This window comes from Mesorhizobium sp. M1088 (assembly GCF_040318575.1).
Taxonomy (GTDB): Bacteria; Pseudomonadota; Alphaproteobacteria; order Rhizobiales; family Rhizobiaceae; genus Mesorhizobium.
Genome location: NZ_JAMYMO010000021.1, coordinates 68,748 through 90,157 on the forward strand (window position 1 = coordinate 68,748; position 21,410 = coordinate 90,157).

The following is a 21,410-nucleotide window of genomic DNA, read 5'->3' on the forward strand; positions in this document are numbered from 1 at the left end:
GGCCAAAGCGGCATTTGCAAGCGACCACCGTCGCTGGTAAAAGATTTTTACCAGTCGATCGAAGGAGGCTGTCGATGTCCGGCCTTGCCATGCCGAAACCAGACGACGCCACGATGCGCCGGCGCGACGAGATCGTCGCCGATATGCGCATCATGGTGCCGGGCGAGGGCGTCGTCGACGCCGCCAATGCCATGCGCGCCTTCGAGAGCGACGGGCTCACCGCATACCGGCAATTGCCGCTCGTCGTTGTACTGCCGCAAACCGTGGCCCAGGTCTCGCGGGTGCTGAAATATTGCAGCGACCGCAACATCCGCGTCGTGCCGCGCGGCTCCGGCACCTCGCTCTCCGGCGGTGCGCTGCCGCTCGAAGACGCGGTGCTGCTGGTGATGAGCCGCTTCAACCGCATCCTCGAGATCGATTTTCAGAACCGCGTCGTCGTCGCCCAGCCCGGCGTCACCAATCTCGGCATCACCACCGCCGTCGAGCAGGAGGGCTTCTATTACGCCCCCGATCCATCCTCCCAGATCGCCTGCTCGATCGGCGGCAATGTCGCGGAAAATTCCGGCGGCGTGCACTGCCTGAAATACGGTCTCACCGCCAACAATGTGCTCGGCATCGAGATGGTGCTGATGAATGGCGAGGTGGTGCGCCTCGGCGGCAGCCATCTCGACGCGGAAGGCTACGACCTGCTCGGCGTCATGACCGGCTCCGAAGGACTGCTCGGCGTCGTAACCGAGGTCACCGTACGCATCCTGAAGAAGCCGGAGACGGCGCGTGCCCTGCTGATCGGTTTCCCGACCAGCGAGCAGGCCGGCCAATGCGTTGCCGACATCATCGGCGCCGGCATCATTCCGGGCGGCATGGAGATGATGGACCGTCCGGCCATCCACGCCGCCGAGGATTTCGTCCAGGCCGGCTATCCGCTCGATGTCGAGGCGCTGCTGATCGTCGAGCTGGACGGGCCGGGTGTCGAGGTCGACCATCTGATCGGCCTGGTCGAAGCCATTGCTTTTAGGAACGGCTCGACCACATGCCGCACGTCGCAGTCGGAACAGGAGCGGCTGAGCTTCTGGGCCGGCCGCAAGGCGGCGTTCCCGGCGGTCGGCCGCATCTCGCCCGACTACTACTGCATGGACGGCACCATCCCGCGCAAGGAACTGCCGCGCGTGCTCGCCGGCATGCGCGAACTGTCGCAGAAATACGGGCTCGGCGTCGCCAATGTCTTCCACGCCGGCGACGGCAATCTGCACCCGCTCATCCTCTATGACGCCAACGTGCCGGGCGAACTCGACAAGGCGGAGAGTTTCGGCGCTGACATATTGCGGCTCTGCGTCAAGGTCGGTGGCGTGCTGACCGGAGAGCACGGGGTCGGCATCGAGAAGCGCGACCTGATGCCGGAAATGTTCAACCAGATCGACCTCGACCAGCAGATGCGCGTCAAATGCGCCTTCGACCCCAACCATCTTTTGAATCCCGGCAAGGTCTTCCCGCAATTGAGGCGATGCGCCGAGCTCGGGCGGATGCACGTGCATCGCGGGAAAGTGGCGTTTCCGGACATTCCGAGGTTTTGAGCGCGTATGTTAGCGCTTGAACACCCCCCTCTGTCCTGCCGGACTTCTCCCCCTCAAGGGGGGAGATTGGCAGCTTCGGCGCCTCGCCCTCCCGTTAACACTGGAGATTGGCGAAGCCCGACGCAGCATCCGATCTCCCCCCTTGAGGGGGAGATGTCCGGCAAGACAGAGGGGGGCGCGAAGGAACACGACGTTCCCGCATTTGCAAATGCCGCGTCCGTCCCATGACCACCTTCACCCCGTCAACAGCCGCGGAAACCCTATCCACCGTCGCTTGGGCAGCCGCCGAAGACTCGCCGCTCGAAATCCTCGGCCACGGCTCCAAGCGCGGTATCGGCCGGCCGCAGCAGAGCGAGCATACGCTCGACCTTTCCAAACTCTCCGGCGTCATGCTTTACGAGCCGGCCGAACTGGTGCTGTCGGCAAAAGCCGGCACGCCGCTGGCCGAAATCGAAAGCCTGCTTGCCGAAAACGGCCAGCAACTTGCCTTCGAACCGATGGATTACGGCCCGCTGCTCGGCGGTGAGCCAGCGCGAGGCACGATCGGCGGCGCACTCGCCGCGAACCTTTCCGGCCCGCGCCGGCTGAAGGTGGGTGCTGCGCGCGACCATATCCTTGGCATAGCGGCCGTTTCCGGGCGCGGCGAGGCCTTCAAGTCCGGCGGCCGCGTCGTCAAGAACGTCACCGGCTATGATCTGTCCAAGCTGATGGCCAACAGCTGGGGCACGCTGGCGGTGCTCACCGACGTCACCTTCAAGGTGCTGCCTGCTGCCGAGACCGAAGTCACGCTTGCCATCCGCGGCCTGCTCGACGATCACGCCGCCGCCGCCATGGCGCTGGCGCTGGGTTCCAGCGCCGAAGTGTCGAGCGCTGCCCATCTTCCCGAACGGGTCGCAGCCAGGGTCGCCGGCGGCAGTCTCGGCAGCGATGCCGCGACGCTGCTGCGCATCGAGGGCTTCGGCCCGTCGGTCGCTTACCGCATTGCCGCGCTGAAAGACCTGCTGAAAAACGCTGGGCCGCTGCAGGAGATTTCCGGTTCGGTCTCGTACTCGGTCTGGCGCAATGTCCGCGACTGCGCGCCGTTCGCCGATGGCAGCGAAAGGCCGGTGTGGCGCGTCTCGATGGCGCCGTCGCGGGGCCACCAGATGGTGCTGGCGCTGCGCATGCAGGCCCCGGTCGATGCCTTCTATGATTGGCAGGGCGGGCTGATCTGGCTGCGCATGCAGCAGGACGATCCCGAGGCAGGCCTGTTGCGCAGCCTGATCAGAAAACACGGCGGCGGCCATGCGACGCTGGTGCGCGCAACCCCTTCGCACCGCGCCGCCGTACCGGTGTTCGAACCGCAAGCGCCGCAACTGGCAGCACTGTCGGCGCGGCTGAAGGCCGAATTCGACCCGAAGAATATCCTCAATCCCGGCCGTATGGCGCCGGGCGCAAGCTCTGCTACTCTCGCGCCGGCAACCGAGGGAGGAGCACAATGAGCGATCCAGGCCAAAACGGTACGTCACGCCAGACCGACCGCTGGCTGGAGCCCGGCCCGACCAACGCGCTGGTCATCTACATCCTCTATCTCGCCGGCCTGGCCATCGGCGTCAGCGGCATTGTCGGCATCGTCCTGGCCTATATCAATCGGGGCAAGGCCGGCGGCTTCGTCGAAGGCCACTACACATTCCTGATCCGCACCTTCTGGATCGGCCTGCTCTATGCACTGATCTCGGCGCTGCTGATGATCGTGGTCATCGGTGTCGTGCTGATGGTTGCCGTTGCCGTCTGGTTCATCGCCCGCTGCATTCTCGGCCTGCAGGCGCTGCAGCGCGGCGAGGCGGTCAAGAACCCGGAAAGCTGGTTTCTGGGATTATGAGCATGATCCCCAAAACTGGGTACCGGTTTTGGGAAAAGATCATGCTCAAACGGTAGGGATTCGTTTACGTGCAGACCAATTTCTCAGCTGCCCAGCTCGCCGATCCGCATGTCGCGGAATCGGAGAAGATCCTGCGCAAATGTGTGCATTGCGGCTTCTGCACCGCCACCTGCCCGACCTATGTGACGCTCGGCAACGAACTGGATTCGCCGCGCGGCCGGATTTATCTGATCAAGGACATGCTGGAAAACGGACGGCCGGCCGACAAGCAGATCGTCACCCATATCGACCGCTGCCTGTCCTGCCTCGCCTGCATGACCACCTGCCCGTCGGGCGTCAACTACATGCATCTGGTCGACCACGCCCGCGTCCATATCGAGCAAACCTACAAGCGTCCGCTGGCCGATCGCCTGACACGCGCCATGCTGGCCTTCGTGCTGCCCTACCCCTCGCGTTTCCGCGCGGCGCTCAAGCTGGCGAAGCTCGGCCAGCCATTCGCCGGCCTGTTTGAGAAAATCCAGGCATTGAAGCCTTTGGGCGCGATGTTGAAGCTGGCCCCGGCGTCGGTCCCGGCAGTCTCGCCGATGGCCTCGCCGGGCGTCCATGCCGGGCAGGGCGCGAAGAAAAATGGCCGTGTCGCCATCCTCACCGGCTGCGCGCAATCCGTGCTCGATCCCGGCATCAACGACACGACGATTTCGCTGCTGACCCGGCTTGGCGTTGAGGTCGTGGTGGCCGCGGGCGAGGGCTGCTGCGGCGCGCTGGTGCATCATATGGGGCGCGAGGACGCTGCCTTGGCGTCGGCCCGACGGAACGTCGACGCCTGGACGCGCGCCATCGAGCAGGGCGGACTCGACGCCATCGTCATCACCGCATCCGGGTGCGGCACCACCATCAAGGATTACGGCTTCATGCTGCGCCTCGATCCGGCCTATGCCGACAAGGCTGCGCGGGTCTCGGCGCTGGCCAGGGACATCACCGAATATCTGGCAAGCCTCGACCTGCCCGAGCCGGTCCGCAAGCCGGGCACCATCGTCGCCTATCACTCAGCCTGCTCGATGCAGCACGGCCAGAAGATCACCCGCCAGCCGAAGGAGCTTCTGGTCCGTGCCGGCTTCGTCGTGCGCGAGCCGCGCGAAGGGCATCTTTGCTGCGGTTCGGCCGGCACCTACAACATCCTGCAGCCCGAGATTTCGGCGACGTTGCGCGACCGCAAGCTCAGGAATATCGAGGCGACCGGTGCTGAAATCGTCGCCACCGGCAATATCGGCTGCATCACCCAGATCGCTTCCGCCGCCAAGCTGCCGGTGGTGCATACGATAAAGCTGCTGGACTGGGCCTATGGCGGCGAGCCGCCAAAATTGGTTTGATTGCTGCGCACCCGCCGATGAGACTGCCGAGATGCCCAACCCAAAGTCCGAAGAGATTGGAACCGTCGTTCGGCTGCTGTCGGACAGATCGCCGGCGACGTTCCAGGCCAGCTATGGCGAATGCCAGACAATCATCGCTCGTCATCTCAAGGATGGGTCCGAATTCCTGTTTGCGCTCATAAGGGCAGCGGTACAAGCCGACGTCCAGCAAGACAATCTGATTATCGACGCCGTTTCGTTTCTCGACGACGCGCATTTGGCTCGTCTGGCATTTTTCCTGCAAGAGGAAGTGAAACGCGGAATAGACGTGGAGGATCTGCTGGCTCACGTCGCCTTGCAGGCGCCGGAATTGTTTCCAGACAGTACCTTGGGCGACATTCCCGATTTCGCAGACTGGCTGACGCATGATGATCCTCGTTCGTCCCCGGCATGTCATCATTTCAGCTTTGAGGAAGGCGCTCCGAGCGACATGTCTTTTCCGACGCATCGCAATCATCCTACCTGGCATCTGCCGGCGACTGGCAGGCCACTTACGGTCGGCGGCGAAGGATCGGCAGTGTGCCCGACCTGTCGAGAGCGACTGATACATCTGATTACGCTGGACGATCTTGGGAATGAGCTGACGATGCCTCTTCCCAGACTCCGTATCGAGACCTGTGCGAATTCTCTCGAACCGACCTATTATTCCCACGACGCTGCCGGTGTGCCGACGCCGATCGCGCCTCTGCATTCGCCCTACATTGAGAGGCTTGCAAAGGCCGCCGAGAAAAGAACTGTTCGGTTGGCACCGACCCCTGAACGGTGGCTCAGGCAGTCGTACGGGATAAGCAATTCAAGGCAAAACCTGTTTCGGCTTGGTGGGCTGCCGTCATGGATTCAGGGACCGCAGTTTCCAGTCGTTCCCGGAACGGACCGGGAAATGAAATTTCTTCTTCAGTTCGATTCACTCGCCGGTTTCTTCTGGGGCAGCGGCGGCGTGCTCTACGTCTTCTGGGATGACGAGTCCCGGATCACCTGCCATGTGCCGCAATACACGTGACGAAGGCGCCTACTCCGCCGCCAGCCGGTCTGCCGTGCCGTAGGTTGCCTGATAGCGGGCACGCTGCCGGCTGAGGGCCACCATCGTGTTGCGCAGCAGGATCGCCACCGTGATCGGGCCGACGCCGCCCGGCACCGGCGTGATCCACGACGCGACATGCCTGACGCTCTCGGCATCGACGTCGCCGACGATGCGGCTCTCGCCGTCCGGCCCGATTTCCGAATTGATGCCGATATCGATGACGGCGGCGCCCGGCTTGACCATGTCGGCCTTGATCAGCCGCGGTTTGCCGACCGCGACGAACAGTGCGTCGGCGCGGCGTGCGTGTGCCGCCACCGAACGCGTCATGTGGTGACAGACGGTCACCGTCGCGCCTTCGCTCATCAAGAGGAACGCGATCGGCTTGCCGACGATCTCGGAATGGCCGACGACCACCACCTCGAGCCCCTTGAGGTCGAGGCCGGTTTCCCTGAGCAGTTCGACCGAAGCGGCGGCGGTGCAGGGCGCCAGGTCGAGCTGGTTGTAGACGATGTTGCCGATCGAGGCCGGATGCATGCCCTCGACATCCTTGAGCGGATGCACCGCCGCCTGCAGCGTCTTGATCGGAATGTGCACCGGCACCGGCCGCTGGATGATGATGCCGGTGACGCGCGGGTCGGCGTTAAGCCCGTGGATTGCCGCTTCCAGCTCGCCGGCGGTGATGTCGGCGCGAAAGCGCCTTTCCTCGAAGCCGATGCCGGCCAACCCGGCCTTGGCGCGCTGGTTGCGGACATAGACATCGACCGCGGCGGTATCGCCGACGGTGACCGACACCAGCTTGGGCGGAAAGCCTTCGGCGGTGGCGATCGCCGCGTCCTCGCGCACGCCGGCGATGATGCGTTGAGCAACCGGGCCGCCTCTGAGATAGCGGCTGTCGTCGGAAAGGGACATCGGGATGGGGCCTTTATCTGGATTTTAGCCGCCACATAGCAAAGCAACCGCGAAAAGGCAGCGCGAAAAGCGAACCGCCATGCCGGTCGCGCGACGTGCCGGCAAAATCTTCCCGTCAATTCCTGCTGGCGGAAACAAAAAGGGCAGCACGGCTTGCCGCGCTGCCCTTTCGTGACTGGCCGCATCCCCACACGGCCCGTCCCCCGTTATTCAATGCTCCCGAGGCTTCTGAGCAGAATCATCGATGAGGTCAACCGCAGATTACATGACTACAACCGTCGTGCCAACATTGACCCGCTCGTAAAGGTCGACCACGTCCTCGTTGCGCATGCGGATGCAGCCCGACGACACCGCGCCGCCGATCGTCCAGGGCTGATTGGTGCCGTGGATACGGTACTCAGTCGAGCCGAGATAGAGCGCGCGTGCGCCGAGCGGGTTTTCCATGCCGCCGGCGAGATAGGTCGGCAGATAACGGCCCTTGGCGGCTTCGCGGGCGATCATCACCGCCGGCGGCCGCCAATCCGGCCAGACGCGCTTGTTGGTGATCTTGTGGGTGCCGGACCATTCGAAGCCCGGCTTGCCGGTGCCGACGCCATAACGCCGCGCCTTACCGTTCTTCCCGACCAGATAGAGGAAATTCTCTCGCGTATCGATGACGATCGTGCCCGGCTTCTGCGGGCCGTCATAGGCGACTTCCTGCGGCAGATAGATCGGGTCGATCTGCGGCCGCATCACCATGCGCTTGGCCGGCGCCTGCACCGCTGCGGTGCGCAGCTGATCGGGTTCGGCCAGCCGCCGGTAGCGCCGTTGCGGCTGCGCCTCTTGCCGGCTCTGCCGCACGATGCCCGGGGCATGGCCGAGCTGCAGCACCCAGGGTGCCGAAAGATCCGGGCTGACCACCACCGGCGGCCTCTCCGCATAGCGGTCGTTGGCATTGGCGGCGCCGGCAGCAAGTACGGCCGCGGCGCCGAACAGTGGGAACAAGAATGTCTTCATCGCAACGCACCTTGATCGTCGAACATGCCGGGGTGCAAAGCCTCCCCGATTTCGCCGACATTGGGCGCGAAGCGGCAACCGAAACATGAATCGGAATGTGTAAAATGCCGATCTGTCAGTAAAGCTTTTGGTGTGGTTACCGCCCGGTTCAGGAATCTGGTAAAGCCGCGGTAAAGGCCGCGTCAAAACGCGTTAACGCCAAGACACGAACGGAATTCCGCCATGGATGAAAAGACAGGTCTGCTTGCCGGTCCCGACGGCATCGCCCGCTGCTTCTGGCACGGCAACCTGCCGGATTATCTGCACTACCACGACCACGAATGGGGCCGGCCGGTCGCCGACGACCGCCGCCTGTTCGAGAAGATCTGCCTCGAAGGTTTTCAGTCGGGCCTGTCCTGGCTGACCATATTGCGCAAGCGCGACAATTTCCGCGAGGCGTTTGCCGGCTTCGATGTCGACAAGATCGCCGCCTTCACCGACGCCGATGTCGATCGCCTGCTCGGCAATGCCGGCATCATCCGCCATCGCGGCAAGATCGTCTCGACCATCAACAACGCCAAGCGCGCCCGCGAACTCATCGACGAGGCCGGCTCGCTGGCCGCCTGGTTCTGGAAGTTCGAGCCCGGCCCGCACGAGCGGCCCGAGATCGTCGACCTCGCGCATTTGCGCGCCAATCCGACGACGGCCGTCTCGGTCCGCATTTCGAAAGAGCTGAAGAAGCGCGGCTGGAGCTTTGTCGGCCCGACCACCGTCTACGCCTTCATGCAGGCGATGGGGCTGGTCAACGACCATCTCGAGGGCTGCGTCTGCCGCGAGCCGGTCGAGGCGGAACGGAAAGCGTTCAAGCGGCCGAAATAGCGGCTCAGGCGCCGCCGGCGCCGGCCAGGAAAAACCCGGCAAGGATGGCCGCCAGCGCGGCGAACACCGGATAGATCACCAGCAGTCCGGTCATCAGCACGTCGCGCATGGTCGGTCCACTGCGCTGTTGCGCCGCGACCTCGAACGGTCCGGCGATTTGCTTCGTATTCGGGGCATAACCATCGGCCGGCCGCAGCCGGACCGAGGCGTCGCGTGCCCGGCTATCGATGATGTCGAACTTCTGTAGCGTGGCCATGGCCCCGAACCCCTTGTTTCGGCGCGCTTATCGGCCCGGATTGTGTCGGCACGATGCCGCGCGCATGGCACAATTGTTTCATTTGTGACGCGGTTTGTTTCGATCGCCCTGCCTGATGGCTTTGCGCTGCCCCTCATTGCCCTGCCGGGCATTTCTCCCCGTATAGTGACGGGGAGAAAGGACGCCTCCGCCGGTGGTTTCGCCAATCACAGCGTTGCACAAGTAGCGCCGAGGCTGCGACAACTCCCCTTCTCCCCGTCACTATACGGGGAGAAGGTGCCGGCAGGCGGATGAGGGGCGGCGCGACATTTGCGAACCAACTGGTCCCGCGACATCGCGGAAAAGCCGCAAACCCTTGCCTTCTCCGGGCTGCATCGGTAGGACACGCCGACCCGAAATAAGTCACCGTTTACATAGCAAAGTACCCATCCCATGGCCGACAAATCCGAAAAGATGAAAGCGCGGCTGCCGCGCGGCTTTGTCGACCGCGGCGCCGACGATCTGCGCACCGTCGAGAAGATGATGGCGACGATCCGCTCGGTCTTTGAGCTCTACGGTTTCGAGCCGGTCGACCAGCCGCTGATCGAATACACCGATGCGCTCGGCAAGTTCCTGCCCGACCAGGACCGGCCGAACGAGGGCGTGTTCTCGTTCCAGGACGACGACGATCAATGGCTGTCGCTGCGCTACGACCTGACCGCGCCGATGGCGCGCTTTGTCGCCGAGAATTTCGAGCGCCTGCCGAAACCCTATCGCAGCTATCGCTCCGGCTGGGTGTTCCGCAACGAGAAGCCCGGTCCCGGCCGCTTCCGCCAGTTCATGCAGTTCGACGCCGACACGGTAGGCACGCCGGGTGTCGCGGCCGATGCCGAGATGGCGATGATGATGGCCGACGTGATGGAGGCGCTCGGCATCAAGCGCGGCGACTACGTCGTCCGCGTCAACAATCGCAAGGTGCTCGACGGCGTGCTCGAGGCGATCGGCCTCGGCGGCGACGAGAACGCTGGCCGCCGGCTGCAGGTGCTGCGGGCGATCGACAAGCTGGACAAGCTGGGCGTCGAGGGCGTGCGCCTGCTTTTGGGCGCCGGGCGCAAGGACGAGAGCGGTGATTTTACCAAGGGCGCCGGGCTGGGTAACGCGCAAATCGATGTTGTGATCAGCTATTTCACGGTCATGGCGCAGCATGATCCCGAACAAATTGTCCAGACACTGGGATCTATCACCCCGGGGCTCAGCAATCTTGTCGAGGAAAGGAAACTCGAACATCTCGGCATAACGAATGCCTCGTTTGTCGAGGGTCTTGCAGAGCTGGAGCAGATAAGAACCATGGTCGCACAAAGCGGCTACGGTGAGGATCGCATTCGCATCGACCCATCCGTCGTCCGTGGCCTCGAATATTACACCGGCCCGGTCTACGAGGCCGAGCTGCTGGCCGAGATCCCCAACGAGGACGGCCAGATCGTGCGCTTCGGCTCGGTTGGCGGCGGCGGACGTTATGACGGCCTCGTCTCGCGCTTCCGTAGCGAGCCGGTGCCGGCGACCGGTTTTTCCATCGGCGTCTCGCGCCTTATGACGGCGCTGAAGAACCTCGGCAAGCTCGACACTTCCGATGTCATCGCGCCGGTCGTCGTGCTGACCATGGACAAGGATACGGAAAGCCTCGGCCGCTACCAGAAGATGGTGGCCGAGCTGCGCGCCGCCGGCATCCGCTCGGAAATGTATCTCGGCGGCGCCGGCATGAAGGCGCAGCTGAAATATGCCGACCGCCGCGGTAGCCCGGTCGCCGTCATCCAGGGCGGCGACGAGCGCGCCAAGGGCGAGGTGCAGATCAAGGACCTGATCGAAGGCGCGAAGATGTCGGCCGAGATCGCCGACAACGCCGAATGGCGCGCCGCGCGACCGGCGCAGGTGACCGTGGCGGAAGGCGATCTGGTCGCCGAGGTGAAGAAGATACTGGCGGCGCAGGCCGAGGAGCGGGCGCGTGGCAAGTAGGGCGCCGCTTCCTTCTCCCCTTGTGGGAGAAGGTGGCCGAGCGAAGCTCGGTCGGATGAGGGGTGTTCCAGGGAACGCCGACGCCTCATTTCTTCCGGCACCCCTCATCCGTCTTGGCGCTTCGCGCCAATCCACCTTCTCCCACAGGGGGAGAAGGGAAGGGCGCCTGCCGTGACCTCGCGCCCCGCCATCGCATCCGACATCACCAGCCTCTTCGCCGCGCGAAATACGCATGCGGTCGAAGTCGCGGTGCTGCAGCCGGCCGACCCGTTCCTCGACATGGCCGGCGAGGATTTGCGGCGCCGCATCTTTCTCACCGAGAGCGAGACCGGACAGACGCTTTGCCTGCGGCCGGAATTCACCATTCCGGTCTGCCTCGACCACATCGCCAGCCAGGCCGGCACGCCGCGCCGCTATTCCTATCTCGGCGAGGTGTTTCGCCAGCGCCGCGAGGGCGGCAACGAGTTCTTCCAGGCCGGCATCGAGGATCTCGGCGACCGCGACACGGCGGCCGCCGACGCCCGTTCGCTGGCCGATGCGCATGCGCTGCTGTCGCTGGTCCTGCCCGGCCGGGAACTGGCGGTGACGCTCGGCGACCAGACCATCTTCGAGGCGGTGCTGGCAGCACTTGGCCTGCCGCGCGGCTGGCGCATGCGGCTGGCCCGCGCCTTCGGCTCGGCGCCGATGCTTGAGGCCGCCCTTGCCGATCTGGCCAATCCACCGCGCAACAGCCAGCTTGCCGGCGCGGTCGCCGCGCTTGTCCTTGATGGCGATCTCGACGGTCTTTCGGCGCATGTCGCCGGCGGCATGGAAGAGGCTGGCCTGTCGGCAACGGCCGGGCGTTCGCCGTCCGAGATTGCGCGGCGCCTGATCGAGAAGGCCGAACTGCGCAGCGTGCGGCTGTCGAACGAGGCATTCGCGGCGCTAAAGAGTTTCCTGGCAATCGACGTGCCGCTCGACAGCGCCGCCGGAGCGCTCCAACGTTTTGCAGCCGATGCCGGGCTTTCACTGGGGGCTGCGCTGGAGAATTTCGCAGCCCGCGCCGCGGCCATCGAAAGCCTCGGCCTGCGGATGTCTGAAATCAGCTACGACGCCGCCTTCGGCCGGCCGCTCGATTACTACACCGGCCTGGTCTTCGAGATCGCGGCGCAGGATGGCGACCGGCCGCTCGCCGGTGGCGGCCGCTACGACCGGCTGCTGACGCTGCTCGGCGCCAAAACGCCGATCCCCGGCGTCGGTTTTTCCGTCTGGCTCGACCGCATCGAGGCGCTGCGGGAGACGGCGCCATGATCACGCTGGCGATCCCGTCGAAAGGCCGGCTCAAGGAGCAGGCGCTGGAGGTGCTGGCCAAGGCCGGGCTTGCCGTCAGCCTGCCCGGCGACGAGCGCAAATATCGCGCCCGCATCGACGGCCTTGACGGCGTCGAGATAGCATTCCTGTCTGCCTCGGAGATATCAGGCGAAATCGGCCAGGGGTCGGTCGATCTCGGCATCACCGGCGAGGACCTTTTGCGCGAAAACCTCGCCGATTGCGAGACGCGCGCCGAAATCATCGCCCGCCTCGGTTTCGGCAATGCCGATGTCGTCGTCGCCGTGCCCGACATCTGGCTCGATGTCGACACCATGGCCGACCTCGACGACGTCGCCGCCGATTTCCGCCAGCGCCACGGCCGCCGGCTCAGGATCGCCACCAAATACTGGCGCCTGACCCAGCAGTTCTTTTCGCAAAAGCACGGCATCCAGGTCTACCGCATTGTCGAAAGCCTTGGCGCCACCGAAGGCGCGCCGGCGGCCGGATTGGCCGATATCGTCGTCGACATCACCACGTCAGGCGCGACGCTGCGCGCCAACCATCTCAAGGTGCTGGCCGACGGCGTCATCCTGCGCTCGCAGGCCTGCCTCGTGGCGTCGAGGAAGATGCGTTCGGCGACGGACGAGGCCGTGTTGCGCGATATTGCGGGCAGGATGGCATCGGTGAACGCAGGCTGACGACCAGCCGATCTCCCCCCTTGAGGGGGAGATGTCGCCGAAGGCGACAGAGGGGGTCGGTACGTCTTGACGCGACTCTCCTAACCGACAGAACAGGCTGGAGCTCCGCGCGCGGCGACCCCCTCTGGCCTGCCGGCCATCTCCCCCTCAAGGAGGGAGATTGGCAGCTTGGCCGCAGTGCCAACCTGACGCGATTTTCTTGACGTACAGCAATTTTGTTCTTGCTTTGTGCCGGCAGCTATGCTACTAATCTCGCTATGGTGCAAATTGGCCCCGAAGACCCGCCCGCCGAGGCGGGTTTTTTATTTTCGGCCCTTACAGGCGAGTTCCCACCCAGCCCCACCATGGACGGGATTTCCACCACCCTGCCGGGCTGATAGGCTCGGCCTGTCTGCGGAGGACACGGCGATGCCGATCAATCTCGACGAGTTGAAGAATGCAACCAACCTGCGCTCCAAGCGCGATGGCGGTTCGTTCATTGCGCCGGTCGACGGCACGGCGCATGTCTCGGGCGAGCGCAGCGTGCCGCTGCTCAACCTGACCATCCCGGCGCTGTTTGCCGATACGGTCGGCAAATATGGCACGCTCGATGCCGCCGTCTTCGTCGAGCAGCATAAGCGCTTTACCTGGGACGAACTGTCCGACACGGTCGATGCGCTCGCCGCCGGCTTCCTGGCGCTCGGCCTCGAGAAAGGCGACCGCGTCGGCATCTGGTCGCCGAACCGCTGGGAATGGCTGGTGACGCAATTCGCCACCGCCCGCATCGGCCTGGTCCTGGTCAACATCAACCCGGCCTACCGGCTGGTCGAGCTGGAATATGCCTTGAACAAGGCCGCTTGCCGAGCGCTCGTCACCGCCGCCACATTCAAGAGTTCCGACTATCTCGGCATGATCGAAACGCTGGCGCCGGAGATCGCCAAGGCCACCCCCGGCAAGCTCGACGCCAACAGACTGCCGGCGCTGAAGACCGTCATCCGCATGGACGAGGACAATTCGCCGGGCATGTTCAATTTCGCCGACGTGCTGGCGATGGCCGGCCGCGACGAGCATGACCGGCTCGACCGGATTTCAGCGGGGCTGAAACCGGACGACGCCATCAATATCCAGTTCACCAGCGGCACGACCGGCGCGCCCAAGGGCGCGACGCTGACCCACAACAACATCGTCAACAACGGCAATTTCGTCACCGCGGCAATCCGGCTCACCGTCGACGACCTGCTGTGCATCCCGGTGCCGCTCTATCATTGCTTCGGCATGTCGATGGGCACGATGGGCTGCGTCACCAAGGGCGCGACCATGGTTTTCCCCAGCGAGGGGTTCGATGCCGGCGCCACGCTGAGGGCGGTGGCAACGGAACGCTGCACCGCGCTCTACGGCGTGCCGACCATGTTCGTCGGCCTGCTCGACCATCCGGAGTTCGCCTCCTTCGATCTCACCAGCCTGCGCACCGGCATCATGGCCGGCTCGCCATGCCCGATCGAGGTGATGAAGAAGGTGGTGTCGCTGATGCATATGGCTGAGGTGACCATCGCCTACGGCATGACCGAGACCAGCCCGGTGTCGTTCCAGAGCAGCGTCGACGATCCCCTGGAAAAGCGCGTCTCGACCGTCGGCCGCGTCCATCCGCATGTCGAGGTCAAGGCCATCGACGCCGAAGGCGCCACCGTCGCGGTCGGCGCGCCGGGCGAGCTGTGCACGCGCGGCTATTCCGTGATGAAGGGCTATTGGGACGACGAGCAGAAGACCCGCGAGGCCATCGACGCCGACGGCTGGATGCACACCGGCGACCTCGCCACCATCGATGCCGAGGGCTATTGCAACATCGTCGGCCGGGTCAAGGACATGGTCATCCGCGGCGGCGAGAACGTCTATCCACGCGAGGTCGAGGAGTTTCTCTATCGCAACCCGAAGGTCAAGGAGGTGCAGGTGTTCGGCATTCCCGACCCGAAATACGGCGAGGAGCTGTGCGCCTGGATCGTGCTGAAGCCCGGCCAGATCACCACCGAGCAGGAGATCAAGGCCTTCTGCGCCGGCCAGATCGCCCATTTCAAGATACCGCGCTACATCCGCTTCCGCACCGAATTGCCGATGACGGTGACCGGCAAGCCGCAGAAATTCCTGATGCGCCAGGCGATGGTCGACGAACTGGGACTGGTGACGCAGAAGACGGCTTGAGGGCGCGCTTCGGGCTTTCGCAGGGTTCGCAGACGAGGCTTGCCCAGAAGAGGCTTGCAAAAGGGGCTTGCGGAAGGGGCTTGGAATGAGTGGTTTCGCAAGATCGGCGGTTTCCTACGGCATGCCGTTGGCCGCGCTGGCGATGGCTGTCGCGGTCAGGGCCAGCGGGGTGTCGGTCGACGAAGGGTCGCTGGGCACCAGGATATTTATCGGCGCGCTGTCGAGCGCGATCATGTTCACCACCATTTTCGTGGTGCTCGACCACGCCGAGGCGGTGGCCCGGCGGGTGGGCGAGCCGTACGGCACGTTGGTGCTGACCATCGCCGTGACGGCAATCGAAGTGTCGATCATCGTTTCCATCATGCTGCACGGCGCCAACAACCCGACGCTTGCACGCGAATCCGTGTTCTCGACGGTGATGATCACGTCCACCGGCGTCGTCGGCATGTGCCTGACGTTTGGCGGCTGGCGCCATCGCAAGCAGGCAATCGTCCGCCAAGGAACCAGCGCCTATCTGGCGGTACTGGTCGCGCTGAGCGTCATGACGCTCATTCTGCCGACCTACACGCGAACCACCGATCCCGGCACGTTCTCGGCGGCGCAACTCGGCTTCGTCAGCGTGCTTTCGGTGCTGCTTTATGCCGGTTTTCTGTTCGCGCAGACTGTCCGCCACCGCGACGATTTCATCGACGGGCAAGCACATGGCGCCGCGGTGCGAGCCGACGCTCACGAAAGCGTCGCCGCCGGCGCCGTTCTCCTGCTGATCGGGCTGATCGGCATCGTCATGCTCGCCGAACAGGTCGCCGCCAGCGTCGAGGACGCGCTCGTCGCCTACCAGGTACCGCAGGCCGATGCCATTGTCGGCGCAATGATCGCCGCGCTGGTCTTGATGCCGGAGGCCATTTCGGCGGTTCGTGCCGCGCTCAGCAACGAGCTGCAGCGCGGCCTGAACGTCGCCATGGGCTCGGCCTGCGCGACGATCGGTTTGACAATACCCGGCATAGCCGCCGCCAGCCTGCTGACCGGAAGAGGCCTGACCCTGGGCCTGCCGGCGACCGACACGGTGCTTTTGGTCCTGGCGCTTTTCATCTGCAATGTGAGCTTCGGCACGGAGAGGACGACGTTCCTGACCGGCTTGGTGCACCTCGTGGTATTTTTTACCTGGGTGTTTTTGATATTTGTGCCGTGAGGGTTGGGGCGAGCAAGGGGGCAGGCAGATTCTGACGACTGTTCTCGGCCGAGCAGCCACACTTTTTCCGCACCGAGTTCCGAAGTAGGCAAGCCGCACAAGTTCGGCAAAGACGGCGTGAGGGGTGGGCGCCAATTTTTCTCCTTTGCGCCATGGGCGGACGCTTAGCACCAAGGCCTTGAACGTCTCGATAGGGGCCGCGAGCGGATTGGCAGCTTCTGGCTTCGCAACGAAGATTGCAGACATTCAACCCGCTGGATGGAGGTCGTGAACTGACCCAAGGCGACATTCCTCAGACTGTCCGTTTCCACCGAAGCGGGGCGATGCGGCCGATCAAGCGCCCTTTCGGGTTCGAAAGCTGTTAGGGTAGGATGATAAACGATGTGCCGCAGGAGCGGGGATGCCCGTCGATCGCGTTCAGCGGAAAGTAGCTGCCATCCTCGCTGCCGACGTGGTGGGGTTCAGCCGACTTGTCGGCAAAGATGAAGAGACGACCCTTGCTACCCTGAAGGTCCATCGACAAGCGATCGACAAGCTAATTGCCGGCTACGATGGACGCATCTTCGGAAGCGCAGGCGACAGCGTCATCGCAGAATTCGCCAGCGCGATAGGTGCGGTTCGGTGCGCTATCGACATCCAGTTGGCGATCGATCGGCTCAACGCCGACTTGCCTGGGCCAGGGCGCATGCGATTCCGGATTGGAGTCAACCTCGGCGACGTGGTGGTTGATGGCGACAATCTCATGGGTGACGGTGTGAATGTCGCCGCCCGCCTTGAGGGGCTGGCGCTTCCGGGCGGCATCTGCGTCTCTGACGCTATCCAGATGCAAGTTCGCGACCGTCTTGCAGCAGATTTCGTTGACCTGGGTGAGCAGCGCCTAAAGAACATTGCGCGGCCGGTTCGGGCTTTTCGCGTGCCCGTCACGTCTGAGGAACCAACTAGCTCGCCGTTTCGCGGCCTCGACAGTTTCGATTTCGAGCACGCCGATCTCTTCTTCGGGCGGAGCCGTGCGATCGCTATCTGCACTGAGCGACTGGAGCAGCTCGCGGTCGCGGGCAAGTGCTTCCTGCTCATCTACGGGATGAGCGGCTCCGGCAAGTCCTCGCTCGTGCGCGCCGGGCTGATTCCGGCCGTCACGCAACGTGGCGCGGTGCCGGGCATCTTGCTCTGGCGGCGTTGCGTCATGCTCCGTCCGAGGGACCTGACGCGATCACGTCTCTGTCAGCGGCGTTGCTCCGCGCCGAAGCCTTGCCCGAACTTGCCGAAAACGGGACGGCGACCGAGTTGGCGGCGACGTTTCGGAACAATCCCGATCGGGCGCTGGCTTTTGTCCGCTCGGCGCTCGCCTCGACCCCCTCCAGTGGCGGCCCGGGTAAGGCGCGTCTGGTCCTAGCCGTCGATCAGATGGAGGAACTCTTCACAACCGAAACGGAACCAGCCTCGCGCGCTTTGTTCGTGCGATTGCTTTCAGCGTTCGCCACTAGCGGACTTGTATGGGTGATCGCGACGATTCGCGGCGACTTCTTCCATCGGTGCGGCGAGGTCCCGGGTTTCTCGGCATTGAAGGATGGCCTGAGCAGCTACGAACTCTTGCCTCCGACCGGGGCCGAGATTTCGAAGATCATCCGTGAACCCGCAAGCGCGGCGGGCCTGCGCTTTGAGGAAACGAAAGACCGCGGCCGACTGGAGGACGTGCTTCAGGAGGCGACAGCGGCCGACCCCGGTTCCCTACCACTGCTCGAGTTCGTGCTCGAAGCACTTTACCAAGCCGGCCGAGCAGAACGCCTGCTTACCTTCGCAGCCTATCGTGCGCTTGGAGGCCTCGAGGGCGCGATCGCGCGCCGGGCCGACGAAGTGGTCGAGGCGTTGTCGCCCACGGTTCAGGATGCGCTGCCAACCGTCCTTCGCGCGCTGACGACGGTTCGTCTCGGCGACAATTCAGTCGCCGCGGCCCCGGCGGTCCGCGACAACATGGCGCGAACGCCCGCACAAGCTGCACTTCTCGACGCGTTGATCGCGGCTCGGCTTCTCGTTTCCGACGAGAACCTTGAAGGGCAGGCAGTCGTCCGCGTCGCCCACGAGGCGCTTTTGAGCCGTTGGCCCCGCGCGCGCGACATCGTCAACGCTGATCGAAGTTTTCTGGAGACGCGTGCCCGGCTGCGAACCGATGCCGGCCGCTGGCATGCCGACAACAGGAATCCCGACCTGCTTCTGCCCGCCGGCATACGATTTGCCGAGGGCGAGGAATTGCTAGTGTCGCGGCGAGAGGACGTCGACGATCAAGTAGCTCAGTATGTAGAAGCATCATTGTTGGCTCAGATGGCGGTCGCGGAAAGGGAGCGACAGGCCGATCGTGCGCGCATAGAGGCCGAAGAGGCGACCAAACGGGAGCGCCTTGAGCGCGAAGCGGAACGCCGCAGCCTGGTGGCGGAAGCGGCGACACGGCTTGCGCGCCGCACGCGTTACGCCGCTATTGTCGCCTTTGCATTGGCGGTCGTGGCAGGCGCCGGCGCGATCGCCGGATTCTGGGGACAACACGAGGCCAGCCTTCAGGCAGAGCGCGCCGACGAGAATGCCCAGGAGGCAATAGCGGCGAGAGACCTCGCGCTGCGCAACCAGTCACGGTCGCTCTCGTCGATCTCGCTGCAACTGTCGTCCGCCGGGGACAGCGAGCTTGCCATCCTTCTGGCGCTGGAGGCCCTTCCCAAGAAGGGAGAAACGACCGAACGGCCCTATGTGACCGAGGCCGAAGCCGCCCTGTTCAGAGCTCTGTCCGGGTATCAGGAACTCGCCGTCCTTCGCCATGAAGATGCCGTCACCCACGGCGCTTTCAGTCCGGAAGGAGACCGCGTCGTTACATCTTCCTTCGATCAGACCGCGCGAGTTTGGAACACCGCCGACGGAAAGGCGCTTGCCATCCTCAAGGGCCATAAAGGCGTGCTAAAGTTGGCAGTGTTCAGCCCGGACGGAAGACAAGTCCTCACTGGCTCGGTCGACGGCACTGCAAGGGTCTGGGATGCGGCGACCGGCAAGCAGCTCTACGTCCTCAATCAGACCGGTGACGTCCACGCCGCGATTTTCAGCCGCGACGGAACGCGGATCTTTACTGCTTCGGAGTTTGCCGCGCCGACGATCTGGAACGCTCGGGACGGCACCGAGATTGCCAGATTGCCGGGAGCCAGTTGGCAATCTACCGTTCTTGCGGTGAGTCCCGACGGTCAAATGCTTGCTTCCGTCCAGTTCCACGGAGACGTTCAAATTTGGAATGCGAACGACGGCACTCCGATCGGCACGATTCCGGTTCGCGGAGACAATGTTACTGGCATCGAGTTTAGTCCGAACGGGACCCAACTCCTGACCGTCGCCTGGACTGGCACGTCTCGTCTTTGGAGTCTGGCGGATCTGTCGGGACTTGCCGCTCTCCCCGGATCACCGAGTGCTGGCCATCAAGGGACCTTCAGTCACGATGGCCGCCTTGTGGCAGTCGTTGCCATCGACGGATCCGCCCGTCTTTGGAATACAAGGACAGGTGAGTTGATCCGCATATTCGGCCAAGAAACCAGGGCAAGCGCGCTCAATGCCGGAATCTCCTATCAATATCTCGACGTCAACGGCGCGTTCAGCCCTGACGGCGAACTTTTCGCCACCGCGTCGGTGAACGGCGTTTCCCGTATCTGGGACGTCAAGAGCGGCTCGCAGGTCTCGATCCTCCACGGGCATAGTGCGCTGATCGAGGAGGTCGCCTTCAGCCCCGATGGCCGTCGCCTTCTCACGGTGTCGCACGACGGAACCGCGCGCATCTGGGACGTCGACGGTGTGCTAACGACCACGTTGCGTCACGAAACCGCGCGCAGGTTCGCAGTATTCAGTGCTGACGGGGCGCGCGTCGTGACGGGAAGCGGTGTCGTGGGGCATGTCTGGGATGTTGCAAGTGGCAATTTGGTTGCGACGCTCGCGCCCGGCACGGAAGGCTTGCTTAAGCTTGCGGTATTCAGCCCTGATGGGCATCGTCTTGCCACGACGTCCAACGACGGCGTGGTTCGGCTGTGGGAGGCCAAAGGCGGTCGCGAAGCGGCAGCGCTGGAAGGTCATGATCCCAAGGTCGTCCAGGTCCAATTCAGTTCCGATGGCTCGTTCCTGGCATCCGCTTCGGTCGATGGAACTGTGCGGCTCTGGGACGCCTCGACCGGCGCTGCCAAGACAGTATTTCAAACCACAGCGGATTTGCAGGATGCCTTGTTCAGCCCGGATGGCAAGCTGGTCCTTGCGACGTTGAACGACAATACAGCGCGGCTTTGGAAGATGGACGGCACTGAGATCACAGGTGTTCCAGGACACGAGAACCGCATCAGCGCAGCGGCTTTCAGTCCCGACAGCCGATTGGTCGCCATTGGTTCTTCCGACGGAACGACGCAAATCTGGTCAGTCGCGGAAGGGGAAGCTGCCGCCACGTTGAAGGGACACGGCGGGCCGGTGACAAATGTTGCCTTCAGCAACGATGGCAGGTCGCTGGCAACTGCCTCACGAGATGGAACCGTTCGCATCTGGAGCGTCAAGGACGGGAAGGAAAGGTCTGTCCTCACGGGGGGCAGTGCCAGCATCGACAACGTCGCATTGAGTCCCAACGGACAATATGCGGTGACGTCGTCCTACCGTGAGCGGTCTGTCAGGCTGTGGTCTGCCGACACGGGTCAGCAACTCGCGCTCCTTGTTGGCCAGCATGACACCAGCACGATCGTCCCGGCGGTCACGCGGGCCGCATTCAATTCGGATGGCACACAGGTCGCAGCTGTCTCAGGCGGAGATAGCGTGCAGTTGATCCGCGTCTTCACGTCGCCAGAGGACCTCATCGCCTATGCTCAAGACGTCGTGCACCGAAAACTCACTTCTTGCGAGCGTAGGCGCTTCTTCCTGCCCGTGGCAGATGATGCCGAGGACTGCCCTAGCTAAGCTGGCGTTGCAGCAGTCGTGTCAGCAGCGAGATGAAACGAATCCAGAGGGTCCGAAGCTGGCGCAACCTCGCCCGTCGTGTTGACACCAGGGAAGTCCGCTTCTGAAGGAAGGCAGGGGCCGGCTGAATGACCGACATTGCTGAAGGGTTTCGGGTGCCGTCAGGCGTACGAAAGTCTCTGATGCAGGAACCCGCGGGCCGCAGGCGGTGAGCTATGGGGATTTGTGTTTCGGG

General features: G+C 63.9%; 15 protein-coding genes and 1 pseudogene. 13 read left to right on the plus strand and 3 right to left on the minus strand.

Features of this window, described 5'->3' with window-relative positions:
* Nucleotides 1–74 precede the first annotated feature (74 nt).
* The 5 genes from NKH49_RS22020 (at nucleotide 75) to NKH49_RS22040 (ending at nucleotide 5,841) form a co-directional block, all read left to right on the plus strand.
* Nucleotides 75–1,571 (plus strand): FAD-linked oxidase C-terminal domain-containing protein, encoded by a 1,497-nt coding sequence (locus NKH49_RS22020; protein WP_352472689.1) that lies wholly within the window; start codon nucleotides 75–77, stop codon nucleotides 1,569–1,571.
* 224 nt (nucleotides 1,572–1,795) lie between these two features.
* Nucleotides 1,796–3,052 carry an FAD-binding protein gene (locus NKH49_RS22025; protein WP_352472688.1) on the plus strand — a complete coding sequence of 419 codons (1,257 nt, stop codon included), beginning with the start codon at nucleotides 1,796–1,798 and terminating at the stop codon, nucleotides 3,050–3,052.
* Nucleotides 3,049–3,432 carry a DUF4870 family protein gene (locus tag NKH49_RS22030; RefSeq protein WP_352472687.1) on the plus strand — a complete coding sequence of 128 codons (384 nt, stop codon included), beginning with the start codon at nucleotides 3,049–3,051 and terminating at the stop codon, nucleotides 3,430–3,432. Before NKH49_RS22025 ends, NKH49_RS22030 begins: the two co-directional genes overlap by 4 nt.
* A gap of 68 nt (nucleotides 3,433–3,500) precedes the next feature.
* Nucleotides 3,501–4,802, plus strand: coding sequence for a glycolate oxidase subunit GlcF (gene glcF / locus NKH49_RS22035; RefSeq protein WP_352472686.1), 1,302 nt, complete (start codon nucleotides 3,501–3,503; stop codon nucleotides 4,800–4,802).
* Nucleotides 4,774–5,841, plus strand: coding sequence for a hypothetical protein (locus tag NKH49_RS22040; protein ID WP_352618475.1), 1,068 nt, complete (start codon nucleotides 4,774–4,776; stop codon nucleotides 5,839–5,841). The genes glcF and NKH49_RS22040 overlap by 29 nt, the downstream gene beginning before the upstream one ends.
* Before the next feature lie 9 nt (nucleotides 5,842–5,850).
* On the opposite strand, the gene NKH49_RS22045 is transcribed toward NKH49_RS22040, so the two are convergent.
* Nucleotides 5,851–6,771 carry a bifunctional 5,10-methylenetetrahydrofolate dehydrogenase/5,10-methenyltetrahydrofolate cyclohydrolase gene (locus tag NKH49_RS22045; RefSeq protein WP_352618472.1) on the minus strand — a complete coding sequence of 307 codons (921 nt, stop codon included), beginning with the start codon at nucleotides 6,769–6,771 and terminating at the stop codon, nucleotides 5,851–5,853.
* 261 nt (nucleotides 6,772–7,032) lie between these two features.
* Entirely contained in the window at nucleotides 7,033–7,767 is a 735-nt protein-coding gene (locus tag NKH49_RS22050) for a L,D-transpeptidase (protein ID WP_352472683.1), read from the minus strand.
* Between the two features lie 222 nt (nucleotides 7,768–7,989).
* On the opposite strand from NKH49_RS22050, the gene NKH49_RS22055 reads away from it, so the two are divergent.
* Nucleotides 7,990–8,625: a DNA-3-methyladenine glycosylase I gene (locus tag NKH49_RS22055; protein WP_352472682.1), complete on the plus strand. Its 636-nt coding sequence runs from the start codon at nucleotides 7,990–7,992 to the stop codon at nucleotides 8,623–8,625.
* Between the two features lie 4 nt (nucleotides 8,626–8,629).
* Here NKH49_RS22055 and NKH49_RS22060 read toward each other — a convergent pair whose 3' ends face one another.
* Nucleotides 8,630–8,881 carry a hypothetical protein gene (locus NKH49_RS22060; protein WP_352472681.1) on the minus strand — a complete coding sequence of 84 codons (252 nt, stop codon included), beginning with the start codon at nucleotides 8,879–8,881 and terminating at the stop codon, nucleotides 8,630–8,632.
* A 432-nt stretch (nucleotides 8,882–9,313) separates the two neighbouring features.
* Between NKH49_RS22060 and hisS the strand changes: the two genes are divergently transcribed.
* The 7 genes and pseudogenes from hisS (at nucleotide 9,314) to NKH49_RS22095 (ending at nucleotide 21,175) form a co-directional block, all read left to right on the plus strand.
* On the plus strand, nucleotides 9,314–10,873 hold the full coding sequence (hisS, locus tag NKH49_RS22065) for a histidine--tRNA ligase (RefSeq protein WP_352472680.1): 1,560 nt from the start codon (nucleotides 9,314–9,316) through the stop codon (nucleotides 10,871–10,873).
* 171 nt (nucleotides 10,874–11,044) lie between these two features.
* Nucleotides 11,045–12,163, plus strand: coding sequence for an ATP phosphoribosyltransferase regulatory subunit (locus NKH49_RS22070; RefSeq protein ID WP_352927814.1), 1,119 nt, complete (start codon nucleotides 11,045–11,047; stop codon nucleotides 12,161–12,163).
* Nucleotides 12,160–12,861 (plus strand): ATP phosphoribosyltransferase, encoded by a 702-nt coding sequence (hisG, locus tag NKH49_RS22075; protein WP_352618466.1) that lies wholly within the window; start codon nucleotides 12,160–12,162, stop codon nucleotides 12,859–12,861. Before NKH49_RS22070 ends, hisG begins: the two co-directional genes overlap by 4 nt.
* Before the next feature lie 408 nt (nucleotides 12,862–13,269).
* Nucleotides 13,270–15,036 (plus strand): AMP-binding protein, encoded by a 1,767-nt coding sequence (locus tag NKH49_RS22080; RefSeq protein ID WP_352927817.1) that lies wholly within the window; start codon nucleotides 13,270–13,272, stop codon nucleotides 15,034–15,036.
* Nucleotides 15,037–15,121: 85 nt separating this feature from the next.
* Nucleotides 15,122–16,225, plus strand: a complete 1,104-nt coding sequence (locus NKH49_RS22085; RefSeq protein WP_352472676.1) for a calcium:cation antiporter — start codon at nucleotides 15,122–15,124, stop codon at nucleotides 16,223–16,225.
* 400 nt (nucleotides 16,226–16,625) lie between these two features.
* Nucleotides 16,626–17,366: pseudogene (locus NKH49_RS22090) on the plus strand (adenylate/guanylate cyclase domain-containing protein); the annotation flags it as partial.
* Nucleotides 17,285–21,175: an nSTAND1 domain-containing NTPase gene (locus tag NKH49_RS22095; RefSeq protein ID WP_352927820.1), complete on the plus strand. Its 3,891-nt coding sequence runs from the start codon at nucleotides 17,285–17,287 to the stop codon at nucleotides 21,173–21,175. The pseudogene NKH49_RS22090 and the gene NKH49_RS22095, both read left to right, overlap by 82 nt.
* The last annotated feature ends 235 nt before the right edge of the window (nucleotides 21,176–21,410 follow it).

Coding starts and splice junctions, on each gene's coding strand:
- NKH49_RS22020 (WP_352472689.1), top strand. CDS start 75: ATGTCCGGCCTTGCCATGCCGAAACCAGACGACGCCACGATGCGCCGG.
- NKH49_RS22025 (WP_352472688.1), top strand. CDS start 1,796: ATGACCACCTTCACCCCGTCAACAGCCGCGGAAACCCTATCCACCGTC.
- NKH49_RS22030 (WP_352472687.1), top strand. CDS start 3,049: ATGAGCGATCCAGGCCAAAACGGTACGTCACGCCAGACCGACCGCTGG.
- NKH49_RS22040 (WP_352618475.1), top strand. CDS start 4,774: ATGGCGGCGAGCCGCCAAAATTGGTTTGATTGCTGCGCACCCGCCGAT.
- NKH49_RS22045 (WP_352618472.1), bottom strand. CDS start 6,771: ATGTCCCTTTCCGACGACAGCCGCTATCTCAGAGGCGGCCCGGTTGCT.
- NKH49_RS22050 (WP_352472683.1), bottom strand. CDS start 7,767: ATGAAGACATTCTTGTTCCCACTGTTCGGCGCCGCGGCCGTACTTGCT.
- NKH49_RS22055 (WP_352472682.1), top strand. CDS start 7,990: ATGGATGAAAAGACAGGTCTGCTTGCCGGTCCCGACGGCATCGCCCGC.
- NKH49_RS22060 (WP_352472681.1), bottom strand. CDS start 8,881: ATGGCCACGCTACAGAAGTTCGACATCATCGATAGCCGGGCACGCGAC.
- hisS (WP_352472680.1), top strand. CDS start 9,314: ATGGCCGACAAATCCGAAAAGATGAAAGCGCGGCTGCCGCGCGGCTTT.
- hisG (WP_352618466.1), top strand. CDS start 12,160: ATGATCACGCTGGCGATCCCGTCGAAAGGCCGGCTCAAGGAGCAGGCG.
- NKH49_RS22080 (WP_352927817.1), top strand. CDS start 13,270: ATGCCGATCAATCTCGACGAGTTGAAGAATGCAACCAACCTGCGCTCC.
- NKH49_RS22085 (WP_352472676.1), top strand. CDS start 15,122: ATGAGTGGTTTCGCAAGATCGGCGGTTTCCTACGGCATGCCGTTGGCC.